Raw genomic sequence first — 14,634 nt, forward strand, 5'->3', positions numbered from 1 at the left:
AACGGACCACGTTTACTTGCCGTGACCTGCGTAGCGGAACTCCTCGCCGTCGCTGAACGTTGCGCTCACGAGCGGCTGGGAGAGATCAATGACGACGTCGACGGACTGCTCACCGCCCGCGACCCGGTAATGCAACTTCTCGTTTTCCTTGTGCAGCACCTCGATCTGGCCGTCCACGAGCCAGGCGTGGCGGCGGCGCAGGCTTATGAGCGCGCGGTAGTGCTCGTACATCCACCGACCAAGGTCGGTCAGCTCCTCGGGCGAGGACGGAAGCGGCGCGCGGATCGCGTCATCGGCCGAGACGCCCGAGCCCTTTTCGCCGCGGAATGCCTGCTCATCGCCCTGGTACACCGACGGAATGCCGGGCAGCGTGAAGAGGATTGCGGCCGCAATGGCGGCGCCGTCGTCGCCGACGAGCGAGGCGATGCGATCGACGTCGTGATTTCCGACGAACGTCTGCATGCGCGCCGTGGCGCTGAATTCGGCGTGCCGCTCGAGGGCGTGGGCGAGCTCCCAGAGGTTGCGATCCTTGACCGAGCTCCAGATGCCTTTCCACAGTTCGTACTGGGTGACGGTGTCGAGGTGGCCGTTGTTGATGAGGGAGGCGTAGTCGCCGTGGATGATTTCGCCGAGGAAGACGGCGTCGGGGAAGCGCTCGCGCACGCGGTCAGTCACCGCGGCCCAGAACTCGTTGGGAACCGCGTATGCGACGTCGAGGCGCCAGCCCGCGATGCCGCGTTCGAGCCAGTACTCCATGACGTCGACGGTCAGGTCAACCGTGGCGGGGTCGGAGTGATCGAGCTCGGCGAGGTCGAGGTTGCCTTCCCAATGCTGTGGGTAGCCGTCGTCGGCCATGATGACCGGGGATTCCTCGCCGGCCTGCGCGGCGGTTGCGAGCGGGTGCTGGACGCCGAGGTGATTGAAGACGCCGTCCAAGATGATGTCCAGCCCGCGCGCGTTGCACTGCTCGACGAGCCAGTCGAAGTCCTCGTTCGAGCCGAGGCGGGAATCGATGCGGAAATGGTCCGTGGTGTCGTAGCCGTGCGTTGTGGATTCAAAGATCGGGCCGAAGAGCAGGCCGTTGCATCCGAGCTCGACGACGTAGTCCAGCCAGGGCTCGAGGCGACGGAGGCGAGCGACATCGCCGTCATCACTCCAATCGTGACGGACGGGGGCGCCAAGTGCGCCAAGGGGGTACAGATGCCACCAGATTGCGTGTTCGAGCTTCATGTCGCCAGTGTAGCCCGAGGAGCCTACGCGCGGGTGGGACGTTTGCGCTGGTTGGCGCCTTGGCGAGCCCGGCGGACCGCCGTCGGGCAGCCGGCGGGCAGCCGCCGGGGCTCTCCCCACCCTCCCGCCGGGTACCTCCCCGCCCTCCCGCCGGGTACCTCCGTGCATTCGGTGCAGGAAATGGCTAACTGGTGCAGGAAGTTCCTGCCCGGTTTGGAGAGAACCTGCCCCAGTTGCGGGGGCGATGATGTGCACACCGCGGCGACGGCGGGAATAGGGCCGATCGCGCTGCCGGGCCGCCCTGTGCGCGGGCCAGACATGAAAAATCCCGCGACGTAGGCTGACCCATGTCGCGGGAAATGGTCGGGGTGGCGGGATTTGAACCCACGGCCTCTTCGTCCCGAACGAAGCGCGCTACCAAGCTGCGCCACACCCCGGTGCGTTAAGCAACTTAACCATGATAGCGAACGGCCTGATGATTTCGAAATTGCCGCTCGGCACTGCGCCTGATTTCACAGCCGCGAATCACGGCGCGCAAGGGTGGCTAGGCCGCGCCGCCGATTGGCACAATGTCGATCAGAATTGCTTCGGGATGGCAGAAGGTTCGCACCGGCGCATAGGTGGCGGCGCCGATACCGGCCGATACCTGCACCCACGCCGATCCGGGAGCATCCTTAGCGATGACGGCTCCGTCGCCCTTAATCAGCACGGGCTTAGGCGTCACCGACCCAAGCGTCACTGACTCAGGCGCCTCAGCCTCGAACGGCCACTGGAACAGGCCGGAGGCGAGCTTCGGGTCGAGGTCGCAGTTCGAGACAATGGCATGCCCACCCGGCAAGCACACCTGCCCGCCGTGGGTATGACCTGCGAAAATGAGCGAGCACCCGTCGTCGACCATCTGATCCAAAATGCGGGTATACGGAGCATGCGCCACGCCGATCCGCGCGTACGGGCCGGCGGTGTCCGCAGTCGCGCCTGGCTGAGGAGCAGGAAACTCGTCGTAGTTCATGTGCGGATCATCCACGCCCACGAAGTCCAGTGTCCAGCCGGCAACCTCGAGCCGTGCACGCCGATTATTCAGGTCCGACCAGCCACGGTCCACGAAAGCCGCGCGCATGTCCCGCCAAGGAAGCGGGGTTGACTCGTGATCGTCGTCGTCGACCTTGCGGCTCGATGGCCCCAACAGATAGCGCAACGGGTTCTTGAAAACGGGCGCCACGTAGTCGTTCGAGCCGAAGACGAACACGCCCGGGACGTCCAGCAGGGAGTCGAGCGCGGCGAGTACGGGCGCGAGAGCCTCGTCCTGCGCGATCATGTCTCCAGTAACGACGACGAGGTCCGGCTTGGTGTCCGCCAGATCGCGAATGAACGTCAATCGCTTCGTGTGCCGGGCGAGGGTGTGAGCATCGGAGATGTGGAGGATGCGAAGCGGTTCGACGCCGTCGCTCGGTATCAGCATGGACCTGCGGCGAAGCCGATAGCTGTGTGCGTGAACGAGGCCGTAGGCCAGCGCGGCCGCCCCGGCGCCGACTACCGCGGCGCCGAGCGCCAGAGGTCTACGCATGTTCATCAGCCTTCGCCGGCGGAAATCCAGATTTCAATCCGGGTTCCGCGCGGTATCTGCTCACCGGCAGCAGGCACTTGGCGAATCACCGTGCCCTGCGGCTGATCCGACGGCTCGGATCGCGTGGTGTAGCCGTAGCCGCTGGAGAGCGCGGCGGCCTGAGCGTCCTGCTGGGGCTGGCCGACGAGGTTCGGAACCGTGCCGTCCGGCGCGCCGAACTCGTCCTCCTGAGGCGTGAGCGAGTGCTGGCCGCGAACGGTCCGCGGATCCTTGGTGGGCGGCGTGAACCGCTCGATCGGCTGGTCCGCGAGTACGGCATCCATGTAGGTTTTGAACGACATGGCCGGGTACAGACCGCCGTAGACCTCCGTGTGGAACTGGCCGTTGATCACCGAGTTAAACATCGAGATGTAACCCTCGTGGTGGCCCTGCCACACGGCCGTCGCGAGCTGCGGGGTGTAGCCCATGAACCAGGCGTGCCAATCCATGTTCGCCGTACCGGTCTTGCCGGCCGCCGGGCGGCCGTTCGCGAGAACAGCACGGGCGCCGGTCGAGCCGGGCTCCACGACTTCCTCGAGGATCGACGTCGTCTGGCGCGCGAGCTCGGCGTCGATCACCTGACGGCACTCGGGCTGGTTCACGGCGATTTCGTTGCCGTCGGCGTCGGTAATCTTCGTGAACGACAGCGGCTCGCACCGGTTGCCGTCCGCCGCGATCGTGGCCATCGCGTTCGCCATCGACAGCGGGGTCACGGGGTTCGTACCCAGCGACGCCGATGGGTTCGGCAGCAGCGGGAGTGGCTCGCCATATTCGAAGGGCAGGTCGGAGGCGGCGAATTCGGCGGTTTCGGGATCGCCCTCGATCGCCAAGCGGCCTCGCTCGACGCCAAGATCGGCAGCCATCTCGGTGATATCGCACATGTCGAGCTTGTTTGCCATCGAGACGTACGCGGCGTTGACGGACCGGCGCGTGACCTCGAGAACGGTCATGTTGCCCGAGCCGATGCCCTCGATGTTCGAGGGCTTGTAATCGTCCGCGAGGTGCGGGGCGCAGCGAATATTCCACGATTCGCGAGGGAACTCCTGATTGTCCGCGTTAATGATGTCCATGGCGCCGTTGCCCTCATCGAGCCACTCCATGAGGGTGAAGACCTTGAAGGTCGAACCGGATTGGTAGCCCGAGCCGCCGCCCATCGTCATGCCCACGTTGAGGTTGAGCGTCATGTCGTCCGGGTTCTCGGCGGTGGGGTTGCCGTAGTTCGTGTTCTGGACCATCGCCTTGATGTGGCCCGTACCCGGTTCGACGGACGAGAGCGCCATATTGATCGAGGACGGATCGTTGACCGGGGTGGAGGCGACGACGGCGTCATAGGCGGCTTGCTGGTCAGCCGGGTCGATCGTCGTCGTGATAACGAGGCCGCCACGGTAAAGCTTCTGGGTGCGCTCTTCGCGAGTCTCGCCGAGCGAGGGCGAATTCAGGACGTCCTTGACGACGTACTCGCAGAAATACGCCGAAATGCCGGCCTCGGCGCAGCCGTTGGGAACCTCGGTCACGTTGAGCATGTCTGCGATTGGAACAGCGACGGCGGTCTCGAGCTCTTCGCGCGTGATCATGTCGAGGTTGTACATCTGGCCAAGGACCGTGTCGCGGCGCTGCTTCGCCTCGTCCTGATTCGTGATCGGGTTCCACTTGCCGGGCGCCTGGGTGATGCCCGCCAGCATGGCCGCCTGCTCGAGCGTGACGTCCGAGGCGGGGACGCCATAGAAGTAGCGCGACGCCGCCTCAACGCCCCACTGGGACGGGCCGAACTGGGCGAGGTTGAGGTAGCCGGTGAGGATCTGATCCTTCGTCATCTGGTTTTCAACCGCGATGGCGTAGCGGGCCTCGTTGAGCTTTCGCGAAATCGAGCGCTCCGTAGCGCCTTGGATCATCTCGTCGTCGCCGAGAATGCGGCCCTCTTCGATGATCGCGTTCTTGACGTACTGCTGCGTGATGGTCGAACCGCCGGCGAGGCGCCCGCCCGTGAAGTTGTTCCACGCGGCGCCGATCAGGCCCTGCGCGTCGATGCCGTTGTGCTGGAAGAAGCGCTCGTCTTCAATAGCGACGACGGCCTCCTTGATGTACTGCGAGATCTCGTCGGAGGAGACGATGATGCGGTTCTCGGCGTAAAACGTCGCGAGGTGAGATCCGTCCGCGGCGAGAATGACCGACTGCTCGGAGGGGCGGGTGAAATCGATTTCCGTGGGCAGGTCATCAAAGACGCGAGTGCCCGCGTTCGCAACCGTTCCCGTCGTCGCCGCAAGTGGCAGGGCTGCGGCAGCCAAAATGCCCCCGCCGATGCCAGTGAGCAGGAAGAAGCTGAGGAGGGCGACGATGAGCTGTCGAAGGGTCATCTTGCGTCCGGATTTCTGCATGATTTAACAATAGTGGGTTGGGTGTGCGAAATGGCGTGAAGTCGGCCATGTCGGGGTGATATGGGGTTTATTTCACCGGCGGGCGGCGGGCGGGCGACGACGGGCGACGGCGGGCGACGATCGTAACTGATCCGCAGAAAATTGCTTGGGACCTTGGATATGAAATTGTCGGAACGCCGTTGTAACATTATGGGCAGGTGACGGCGGTCACGCCGGTGAACCAATCCGAAAGTAACGGCGCTTTCGGTGGAGGGACAGTTAATGACTCAAGTTTACGAAGACCAAACGTGGGCTGTTCGGGCCATCTGTGCGGATACGGATCCTGATGCATTGTTTGTTCGAGGCTCAGCGCAGTCGGATGCTCGCCAAATGTGCTTCTCGTGTCCGGTTCGCATTGAATGTTTGGCAGACGCTCTCGATTCGGCCATGACGTTCGGCGTCTGGGGCGGGATGACGGAACGGGAGCGCAGAGCTCTCATCCGCCGCTTCCCGGCGGTGACGGATTGGTGGGAGTACCTCAACGAATCAGATGACACGGTGGCAACCGAACTGCGAGCTGGGCGCATTCCGCGGCTATCGCGCAGGCCGGCGGCGCGGTGAAAGAAATGAACTAAGTTCAAACGATGGGCGAGATCAAAGGGGATCTCGCCCATCGCCATGTGTGGGCCAGAAGGCGAGGAAACCCTCCATCTTGCCGAGATTCCCGCGAAAACATAGGCTCTAACCATGACTACTTGGGAATATGTAACGGTGCCGCTTCTCGCGCACAACACGAAGCAGATTTTGGATACGTGGGGCAAGGAGGGCTGGGAGCTGGTCACGGTTATCCCCGGTCCGAACGGGACGAATCCCGTGGCCTACATGAAGAAGCCGATCGAATGATCTCACAGCGCCTGGAGGAGCTCGGCATCGAGCTGCCGGAGGTTGCCGCGCCCGTGGCCGCCTACATCCCGGCGAAGCGCACGGGCAATGAGGTTCGCACGTCCGGGCAGCTGCCCTTCATTAACGGCGCGCTGCCGGCGGCTGGCAAAGTCGGCGCTGACGTGAGCCAGGACGAGGCGCAAGCTCTCGCTCGGCAGTGCGCGCTCAATGCGCTCGAGGCCGCGGCGGCAGTGGTGGATCTGGAAGAGATCCGCGGCGTCACTCACGTGACCGGCTTCGTGGCATCGGCCCCCGAGTTTACTGGCCAGCCCGGCGTCGTCAATGGAGCGTCCGAGGTACTCGGCGAGATCTTCGGGCAGGCCGGGGCGCACACCCGCTCGGCAGTCGGCGTGGCGGTGCTACCGCTCGACGCACCCGTCGAGGTCGAGGTCACGTTCGCGCTTTAACGAGCGGCTAGCGCTCCTAGCGAGCAACCAGCACTTCAAGCAAAACGCTGCAAGTACAACACCCTGTAAACACAACACCGGGGGCTATCTTCATCACGAAGATAGCCCCCGAGTCGTTATCCGCACCCAGTGCGAACGCTTAGTTCCTAGTGCGCGCGCCGCTGAAGACGTCCGACCTGAATGAGCAGCACAGCGCGGCCCTCCAGGCGGATCCAGCCGCGGGCGGTGAAGTCGGCCAGCGACTTATTGACCGTCTCACGCGATGCACCAACCAGGTGCGCGAGCTCTTCCTGCGTGAGGTCGTGTGCCACGTAGATGCCCTCGGGCGTGCGCTCGCCGAAGCGCTCGGCAAGGTCGAGCAGCGCCTTGGCCACGCGGCCAGGAACGTCGGAGAACACGAGGTCGGCCATCTGGTCGTTGGTGTTGCGAAGGCGCGTTGCCAGCTCGCGGAGCATGGACTTGGCCATCGTCGGGTGCTCGTCGATGTAGCTCATCATGTCCTTGTGGGACAGGTAGAGGAACTTCGAGGGCGCGATCGCCGTCACCGTTGACGAGCGGGCGCCGAGGTCAAACAGCGTCAGCTCGCCGATGATCTCACCCGGGCCGAGGATGGCAATGAGGTTCTCGCGGCCGTCGTCGGAGGTGTGGGAAAGCTTCACCTTGCCCTCAACGATGACGTAGAGCCGGTCGCCTGCATCGCCCTCGTGGAAGAGGGATTCGCCTCGCTTGAGAGTCGTTTCCGACATGAGAGAAAGCAGGGCGTCACGTTCGTCGTCGCCGAGCTCCTTGAACAATTCAACGTTGGCAAGGATGTTCGATTCCATCCGCTCACCTTTCTTCGTGGGCTTTCACCTCGGTGGGCCGAGCGCGCGGGCGTGGCTCCGGGTGCGAGCAGTGGCCTGACGGGGTGCGCCTTGCGTGTGCTCGAGGTCATACAGACTCTATCTTGCCACGGTAACGCCTGAATCGCACGAGATTGGCATGTTCAAGATAGCCTTATTTTGATGTGACCGTGCGTGCGGGAGGAGTTCTATGACGACGCCGTCGCCAGGCTCGCCTAAGCAGGTTTCGGAAATTTTGGGCCGGCTTGCCACCCTCTATCCGGATGCGACGACGGATCTGGATCATTCGAACCCGTTTGAACTGTTGGTGGCCACCATTTTGTCGGCGCAAACCACCGACGAGCGGGTCAATCAGGTGACGCCCGAGCTATTCGCCCGCTTCCCTGACCCGGCAGCGCTCGCGCAGGCCACGCAGGATGAGCTCGAGGCGATTCTGCGGCCGCTTGGTTTTCACAGAGCGAAGGCGAAGTCTCTTCGGGGGCTTGGCCGCGCGCTACTGGAGGATCACGACGGCGACATCCCGCGCACCGGGCGAGAGCTCGTCAAGCTCCCGGGCGTCGGCCGAAAGACGGCCAATGTCGTGCTTGGCAACGCCTTTGGAATTCCGGGTATCACGGTGGACACGCACGTTGGCCGGCTCACCCGCAGGTGGGGGTGGACGACGGAGACGAGCCCGGTCAAGGCCGAGCGCGATCTCATGGAGATCATGCCGGAGGAGAACTGGACGATCGACTGCCACCGCATCATCTACCACGGCCGGCGGGTCTGCCATGCCCGCTCGCCCGAATGCGGGGCGTGCATCCTCGCGGATGTCTGCCCATCAGCGCAGGTGGCCGACTAGATCGTGATGTCGTCCAGGAAGTCCAGAAGAATCTTTGTGAACGCCTCAGGCTGCTCTTCGGGAACGAAGTGGCCGGCGTCGGACACGCGGACCTTGCGGTAGGGGCCGACCGCGAATTCGAGGTCCTTATCCCACGCGCGGTCGGGTAGGAGCGGATCCTTATCGCCGCGCACGGCGAGCACGGGCACGTGCACAGAGTTGGCCGATTCGCGTAGGTATTTGCGACCGGAGGGTGTGCGCTGGGCGCGCCACGTCCAGCGCAGTTGATCGAGAGAAACCTTTGCCGCGCCAGGGAGCTGGAGCGCCTGCGTGTAGATGTTGGCCTGCTCCGACGCGCCGTCGTTGCCGGGCGCCGACCACTCCGAGAGCAGGCCGCGAACGGCGTCTTCGTGCACGAGGCCCTTGCGGCTCAGTGGGCTAATGATGCTGGTCAGCACGTGTCGCCACGTCCGGAACGTCACGTGGAAGCCCGCGCGATGCAGCGTGCGTGGGTGCGGGGAGGAGACCGTGACGAGCCCCGCGAACAGATCCTGCTCCATCGAGACCGCCGACCAGCTCAGCGCACCCCCGCGTCCCAGCCCAACCAGCACAGCCTTACGCTCCCCGAGCGATTGCACCACGGCGATGAGGTCTGCGGCGAGCGTGAGCCCGTCCTCGGAATCCGGCGTCTTGTCCGAGCCGCCGATACCGCGCCGGTCGATCGCGACCACGTGGTAGCCAGCCTCAGCCAGCGGCTCGATCTGATTACGCCACGCCCACCAATACTGCGGAAAGCCGTGGACGAGTAGGATCAGCGGCCGGTCCTCGCGGTGCTCGCCGGCAACGGCGGCGTTGAACTGTGCCCCGTTGGCCTGAATCTTCTCGTGGCGCCACGGTCCGGGGAGCGTGACGCACGTGTTATCTGCGGGCATTAGTCCTTCTTGGCCGGCTGGTCTCCGAGGAGGAACTTACGGCGCGTGATCGCCGTCGCGGTCTGCTGCCCGCGCCTGCGTGCGCCGTGCGCCGCGAGACCAGTAAGGAAGAGGATCACGCCGAAGGTGGCGATGCGGCCGGAGCCGAGGTCGTTGCCAAGATGGTAGACGACGTTTCCGGTGAACTCGTTGTAGCCGCCGATCGCGTTGTTAAGGGATTCGACGACGTCGTTACCCAGCGTCGGTACAACCAGCGCGACTATGCCTGCGATCGCCACGATGGCGCCGATCACCTGCGCTCCCAGCGACGACGCCCGGGCCATCATCCAGATGACGGCGAGCACGACGAAGCCACCGAGCAGCTCGAGCAGTGGCATGATCTCGAGGTTTCCGGTGTCCCAAGGGTTGCCCGAGACGGTGGAGAGGCGGGCGCCTGCGTCTGCGATGAGGTACCACGCCACGGGCACGAGCAAGAGCGTCAATACGACGGTGGCGAAGTGCGCCAGCCCGCGGCCCTTCGGCTCCTCCGGGACATCCTCGGCGAGTGCGTCCTCGCCCGGGTCGGCGGCCCAGCGCTCGCGACGCTCGTCGTCGTTAGCGGCCGCGACGAATGAATCGTCGTGAGCGTCGGCTGGAGTGTCCGCCGACGTGTGGGTCGCCGCTGCGGCGGTCGGTACGCCAGCGCCCATGACGGACGTGCGAGTCGGCCCGTTGCGCGATTCGTCGGCTGCGCGGTCGGTGGCAAGTGCGTCAAGATCGTTGCGCTCGGTGGTATCGCCATCGAGCGCGGCGGCGGGGCGTGCCTCATCGCGGCCGGTCTCGCCATTGCGGTCGGCCACGAAGCTGCCCAGCGTCGGGTTGTCATCGCGCTCGGCGTCGTACATCTCCTCATCCAGCACTTCGCGATCGGCATCCGGATCTGCGCCGTCGCGGTCAAGGCCGTCACGGTCAAACTCATCGAGCGCCGGATCGTCCTGCCCGTTCACGTCGTGTCCGGACTCATCGTGCCAGGTCTCATCGGGGCGTGCGAAATCGTCGGCATCATCGGAGTTGAAGGCGCGGTCCCATGCGGCCTGATCGTCGTCGGCGGTGCCCTCGGTCTCTTCGATGGGGTCGAGGATGGAATCGTCGTCGAAGGGGCGGCGTGAGCCGGAGTTGTAGGGATCTGTAGGCGTTGACACGGTCTCTCCAATCGTGGGTTGCCCTCAGCGTAACGACAAATCGCGGCCGGGCGGCGGAACTTTTCGGCGTGCCCCTGTGGAAAACCGGCATTTTCCACAGCGGGCGAATTTTCAGCGAGCGGCTGGCGGTGCTTGCGAGACTGCCGTCATGACGGACATGGAACTTTTTTCGGTTGTGTATTCGGGCGCTGAGACCGCGGTAGCGGCGGAGCTCGAGCGGCTCGCGGAGCTGGTCGGCGTCGATTTCGTGCGAGGCCAGGGGCCGGGCGTGCTGACGTTCACGGACGCGGAGGCCGGCATGGTCGTCGCGCATTTTCACGACATGTTTTCGCCCTACTTCCCGCGCGGGCAGGTGCGGTTGCGGGTGCGTGATGACGTGGCGGACATCCTCGAGCTCATGGCAGCCGTGGGCAGCACGCTGCGCGGGCGGGTGATCGGCGTTGTTGGTGCGCATGGAGGGGCCGGCACGACGACGATCGCGGCGTGGCTCGCGCGGCAGTTCGCGCGCTCGGGCTCGGCGGGGTTGATCGATGCGAATCCGGCGTCGGTGGGAATCGATCACGTGATCGCGATGGACGCGGCGCCTGGAAAACGGTGGGCGGACCTCGCGGGAGACGGTGCGATTTTGGCGGGGCGGCTCGCCGATGCGCTCCCCACGTGGCACGACGTTCATGTGGTCTCGGCCGACGAGCGCGGTGGTTTTACTGACGGGGCGCTCGCGGCTCAGGTGATCTCTGCGGTGTCTCAGACCCAGCCGTGGACGGTGGTGGATTTCGCACCGCAGGCGCTCGTGGGATCGCGCGCGGACGGCGGTTCCGGTGATGTGGGCGGCGAGCCGCTCTTGGACTGGTGCGACGCGCTTGTGCTGGTCACAAAGGGGGATGCCATCTCGCTCGCGCACGCTCACGTGCGCGCTGGGCAGTTTCCACGCGCGGTTGTGGTGGGTGTGGGAATGCGGTCCAAGAATGAGGCTGCCCACGCCGCCGAGGTGATCGGGGTGGAGCAGGTGTTCCCCGTGCGGCCGCTACGTGGTTTTCGCGGCGACATCGATCACGGGCTCGCGCCCGGCGACCGGCCTCGATCCGCGGCCGAACGCGACGTCAAAGCGATTCGCGATCGTCTCGAGGAGCTGGTCGCGTGAAACTCGATCCGGCCCAGCTGGCCAACGTGCGGCGGCGGCTGGCCGCCGGAGAGAATTTGCGCGGCGCGCTCGCGGAGCTGCCGGACACGATCTTTACTTCCCAGCTCGCGCAGATTGACGCGCAGGTGCGCCACGAACTCATCGGAGCCGGGCCAGTGATCGCGCCGCTCTTGGAGGACGCCGCGGTCACCGACGTCGTCGTCAATGGAACTCACGTGTGGGTAGACCGCGGCGAGGGCATGGAGGTCGTGGCGGATTCCGGGCTCGGCGGGGAGGCGGAGACGCGGGCGTTGGCTGTGCGGCTGGCGGCCTCGTGCGGGCAGCGGTTGGATGATGCGAGCCCGATCGTCGACGGCACGTTTGCTTCCGGCGTGCGCCTCCACGCGGTGATCCCGCCGCTGAGCGCGGAGGGGACGCTCATCTCGCTGCGCACGCACCGCACGCGAGTGCTGGCGGTGGACGAGCTGGCAGATGGCGGGTCGATTGCGCGGGAGCTGGAGCCGTTGGTGCGGCGGCTGGTCGCGGGTAAGGCGAACGTGCTCATTTCGGGCGCCACCGGTGCAGGCAAGACGACCTTCTTGAACGCGATGCTCACGCTCGTGCCCGGCAACGAGCGAATTCTCGTGATCGAAGAGTCGGCCGAGCTGCGGCCGACGCACCCGCACGTCGTGCACCTGCAGGTCCGCAAAGCGAATGTGCAGGGCGCCGGCGAGGTGACAATGAGCGACCTCGTGCGCGCTGCGATGCGTATGCGGCCCGACCGAATCGTGCTCGGGGAGTGCCGCGGCGCCGAAGTTCGAGACGTGCTGGGCGCGCTGAATACGGGCCACGAGGGCGGGTGGGCCACGATCCACGCGAACTCCACGCAGGACATTCCCGCGCGGCTTGTGGCACTCGGCGCGCTCGCGGACATGGCCGAATCGACGGTGGCAGCCCAGGCGGCGGCTGGTCTGGACGCGGCGATTCACGTGCGCAGGTCTGGTTCGCGCAGATACCTCAGTGAAATATCAGTATTCGAGCGCCGAGGCGGGGAAATGGTGGCTCCCGTGGCGGTACGGGTGAGCGCGGAGGGCGTCGTCGCCTACGGACGGGCGTGGGATCAGTTAATCGAGCGACTCGAGGCAAAGGACAACTGATGATGTGGATAGCGATGCTTGTGCTGGTCAGTTATGTGACCGTGCCGCGCGTGAGGGTCGCGCGGCGCCGCAAGATTCGTGAGAAACCGCCCCGGCAGGTGCCAAAGCCGATCGATATGGGCGCGATTGTCACGGAAGTTGCCAGCCGCATGCGCTCGGGATCGAGTCCGGAGCGTGCGTGGCGACAGACGCTCACCCATGCTGGGCTCCCCGTCGGAGACCAGGTGCTCGACGAGGAGGGTGTGCCGTTCGCTCTTCGCAGGCTCGGGCACATGGGCTGGCGGGAGCGCCGACAGGCCGGCGTGAGCGCCGTCGTGCTGCACACGCTGCCCGCCACGTTTGCCGTGTGCACGATGAGCTATCGGACGGGAGCACCGATGGCAGATGTGCTTGATGCCTGCGCCGAGGGCATTACTGAATCTGGGGAAGCGCGTAGCGCCCGTGACGTCGCGCTTGCGGGGCCGCTCGCCTCGGCCCGAATGCTCGCAGCGCTGCCAATATTTGGTCTCGCGCTTGGTTGGGCACTCGGTGCTGACCCGCTGGGTTTTCTTTTCACGACGACGTTTGGTCACGTTGCGCTCGCCGGTGGCGTGGGCTTCGAGGTGGCTGGGATTGCGTTGACGGCGCGGATGGTGGCTGAGGCACGCGCCGCTGGGGAGGAACAGTGAGCCTGGTTGGGATTGTGTTGATGGCGGCCGTGTTGGTGTGGGTGTGGTCGACACCGACGTCCCACCAGCGCACGGGACGAGAGCATCCGACCGCCCCTGTTGATACGGCAGTGGTGCTCGATCTTGCAGCGGCGGCGTTGGGGTCGGGTCTGTCGATTCCCGGCACGCTTGCGGCGCTCGATATAGCGACCGGCGGCAAAGATCGCACGACCGCCTCCCGTTTGCTGCTGATGGGCGCGACGTGGGAAGAGGCGTGGGACGGCGTTTCGCACACCCGCCTTCGGGACTCCCTGCGTGCGGCCTGGACCGATGGTGCGGCGCCCGTTCCGCTCATTGAACGCTCGGCCCACACGTTGCGGTTGCAACGCCAGCGCAACGCGAAAGAAGCGGCTGAGAAACTCGGCGCACGGCTCGTCATGCCGCTTGGCCTGTGCTTCTTGCCCGCGTTCATTTTGATCGGCGTGGTGCCGGTCGTAGCCGGTGCTGCCGGAACGCTGTTCTGACTTTCTGACAGGTAGATTCGCTCAATATTTCTCCACAGGTGCGACCGCGGGGGAGCTATTCACTTTTCACCGGTGCCCCAATTCAGAGGATTTTCGAAACGCGCACACTGGTGTTGTCACGCAGGGTGACACCCGGCCACGGCCGGAAAACCCCGCCAATTGGCGGATATAGAAAGAAGGACACCATGATCAAGCGCGTCTTCACTACTGCGCTCACACCCCAGGAAGAGTCGGGAATGGTTTCGGCGGAGTATGCGGTGGGAACGGTTGCGACAACGTCGATCGCGGGCATTCTTGTGTGGCTTGCCCAGCAGGAATGGTTCCGCGAGGGATTGGCGACCATTTTTAAGGCGATCTTTAAGTTCGGTTGAAATCTGCCGTGGTTCGGACTTCCAGTTATCTGAACCGCGGTGGGCCCGGTGTCATCCCTCGCCGGGCCCATTTTCAACGGTCCAGAAGGCGTGAGGCAGGCAGGATCGATTCTCACGAGGACCGATCGATCCCCAACACAAAGGAGTGTCAATGAATACAACGCGGGAGGGCAAAGCTGAATCCGGCATGGTGACAAGCGAGTTCGCGCTGGTCACACCGATTTACTTCCTGATGGTTTTCCTCATGCTCGGCGGCCTCGTCGGGGCGTGGCGGACGATCGACGTGTCGAACGAGGCGAAGGAGATTGCTCGTGAGTATTCGATCGAGGGGAGAACGGAGGTGGCTGCGGCGGTGCAGAGTTCAGGCGGCCAGGTTGCAATCGACGTCACAGGAGACATCGTGCACGTGATGGTCCGGCGCGTTGGTACGGGGCTCTACGAACTCGCGGGTGTGGATTTCGTGGGCCAGCATCGGAGCGTTATTGAACCGGGGGCGCGTGATAC

Annotated in this window: 16 protein-coding genes and 1 tRNA gene; 10 read left to right on the plus strand and 7 right to left on the minus strand. The window is 64.8% G+C overall.

What is annotated here, in order from left to right; genetic code table 11:
* Window positions 1-12: 12 nt before the first annotated feature.
* The 4 genes from ACHFFR_RS04975 to ACHFFR_RS04990 all read right to left on the minus strand — a co-directional run bounded on the left by ACHFFR_RS04975 (window position 13) and on the right by ACHFFR_RS04990 (window position 5,208).
* The gene (locus ACHFFR_RS04975; protein ID WP_394263173.1) at window positions 13-1,230 is read right to left on the minus strand and encodes an alpha-amylase family glycosyl hydrolase; all 1,218 of its coding nucleotides are present in this window, start codon (window positions 1,228-1,230) and stop codon (window positions 13-15) included.
* A 360-nt stretch (window positions 1,231-1,590) separates the two neighbouring features.
* Window positions 1,591-1,667: transfer RNA gene (locus tag ACHFFR_RS04980), tRNA-Pro, on the minus strand.
* Between the two features lie 107 nt (window positions 1,668-1,774).
* Window positions 1,775-2,794: a metallophosphoesterase gene (locus ACHFFR_RS04985; RefSeq protein WP_394263174.1), complete on the minus strand. Its 1,020-nt coding sequence runs from the start codon at window positions 2,792-2,794 to the stop codon at window positions 1,775-1,777.
* 5 nt (window positions 2,795-2,799) lie between these two features.
* A complete protein-coding gene (locus tag ACHFFR_RS04990; protein ID WP_394263175.1) occupies window positions 2,800-5,208 on the minus strand; it encodes a transglycosylase domain-containing protein in 2,409 nt (802 codons plus the stop codon).
* Window positions 5,209-5,469: 261 nt separating this feature from the next.
* Here ACHFFR_RS04990 and ACHFFR_RS04995 point away from each other — a divergent pair, with 261 nt between their 5' ends.
* From ACHFFR_RS04995 to ACHFFR_RS05005, 3 genes are all read left to right on the plus strand, one after another.
* Window positions 5,470-5,808 carry a WhiB family transcriptional regulator gene (locus ACHFFR_RS04995; RefSeq protein ID WP_394263176.1) on the plus strand — a complete coding sequence of 113 codons (339 nt, stop codon included), beginning with the start codon at window positions 5,470-5,472 and terminating at the stop codon, window positions 5,806-5,808.
* Window positions 5,809-5,934: 126 nt separating this feature from the next.
* Window positions 5,935-6,090 (plus strand): hypothetical protein, encoded by a 156-nt coding sequence (locus ACHFFR_RS05000; RefSeq protein WP_394263177.1) that lies wholly within the window; start codon window positions 5,935-5,937, stop codon window positions 6,088-6,090.
* Entirely contained in the window at window positions 6,087-6,536 is a 450-nt protein-coding gene (locus ACHFFR_RS05005) for a RidA family protein (protein ID WP_394263178.1), read from the plus strand. Before ACHFFR_RS05000 ends, ACHFFR_RS05005 begins: the two co-directional genes overlap by 4 nt.
* 146 nt (window positions 6,537-6,682) lie before the next feature.
* Here ACHFFR_RS05005 and ACHFFR_RS05010 read toward each other — a convergent pair whose 3' ends face one another.
* Window positions 6,683-7,360, minus strand: a complete 678-nt coding sequence (locus tag ACHFFR_RS05010; RefSeq protein ID WP_394263179.1) for a Crp/Fnr family transcriptional regulator — start codon at window positions 7,358-7,360, stop codon at window positions 6,683-6,685.
* 208 nt (window positions 7,361-7,568) lie between these two features.
* Between ACHFFR_RS05010 and nth the strand changes: the two genes are divergently transcribed.
* Entirely contained in the window at window positions 7,569-8,219 is a 651-nt protein-coding gene (gene nth, locus ACHFFR_RS05015; protein ID WP_394263180.1) for an endonuclease III, read from the plus strand.
* Here nth and ACHFFR_RS05020 read toward each other — a convergent pair.
* Together ACHFFR_RS05020 and ACHFFR_RS05025 are read right to left on the minus strand one after the other, a co-directional pair.
* Window positions 8,216-9,130 (minus strand): alpha/beta fold hydrolase, encoded by a 915-nt coding sequence (locus ACHFFR_RS05020; RefSeq protein WP_394263181.1) that lies wholly within the window; start codon window positions 9,128-9,130, stop codon window positions 8,216-8,218. The genes nth and ACHFFR_RS05020 overlap by 4 nt on opposite strands.
* Complete coding sequence (locus ACHFFR_RS05025; protein WP_394263182.1) at window positions 9,130-10,311, minus strand: hypothetical protein; 1,182 nt, start codon at window positions 10,309-10,311, stop codon at window positions 9,130-9,132. The genes ACHFFR_RS05020 and ACHFFR_RS05025 overlap by 1 nt, the downstream gene beginning before the upstream one ends.
* A 148-nt stretch (window positions 10,312-10,459) precedes the next feature.
* On the opposite strand from ACHFFR_RS05025, the gene ACHFFR_RS05030 reads away from it, so the two are divergent.
* From ACHFFR_RS05030 to ACHFFR_RS05055, 6 genes are all read left to right on the plus strand, one after another.
* Complete coding sequence (locus ACHFFR_RS05030; RefSeq protein WP_394263183.1) at window positions 10,460-11,452, plus strand: hypothetical protein; 993 nt, start codon at window positions 10,460-10,462, stop codon at window positions 11,450-11,452.
* Entirely contained in the window at window positions 11,449-12,588 is a 1,140-nt protein-coding gene (locus ACHFFR_RS05035) for a TadA family conjugal transfer-associated ATPase (RefSeq protein ID WP_394263184.1), read from the plus strand. Before ACHFFR_RS05030 ends, ACHFFR_RS05035 begins: the two co-directional genes overlap by 4 nt.
* On the plus strand, window positions 12,588-13,256 hold the full coding sequence (locus ACHFFR_RS05040) for a type II secretion system F family protein (protein WP_394263185.1): 669 nt from the start codon (window positions 12,588-12,590) through the stop codon (window positions 13,254-13,256). The genes ACHFFR_RS05035 and ACHFFR_RS05040 overlap by 1 nt, the downstream gene beginning before the upstream one ends.
* On the plus strand, window positions 13,253-13,759 hold the full coding sequence (locus ACHFFR_RS05045; RefSeq protein ID WP_394263186.1) for a hypothetical protein: 507 nt from the start codon (window positions 13,253-13,255) through the stop codon (window positions 13,757-13,759). The genes ACHFFR_RS05040 and ACHFFR_RS05045 overlap by 4 nt, the downstream gene beginning before the upstream one ends.
* A gap of 185 nt (window positions 13,760-13,944) precedes the next feature.
* A complete protein-coding gene (locus ACHFFR_RS05050) occupies window positions 13,945-14,130 on the plus strand; it encodes a DUF4244 domain-containing protein (protein ID WP_394263187.1) in 186 nt (61 codons plus the stop codon).
* A gap of 151 nt (window positions 14,131-14,281) precedes the next feature.
* On the plus strand, window positions 14,282-14,634 hold a 353-nt coding region (locus ACHFFR_RS05055; RefSeq protein ID WP_394263188.1), incomplete at its 3' end, for a hypothetical protein.

It is taken from the genome of Trueperella sp. (assembly GCF_043424875.1).
GTDB lineage: Bacteria > Actinomycetota > Actinomycetes > Actinomycetales > Actinomycetaceae > Trueperella.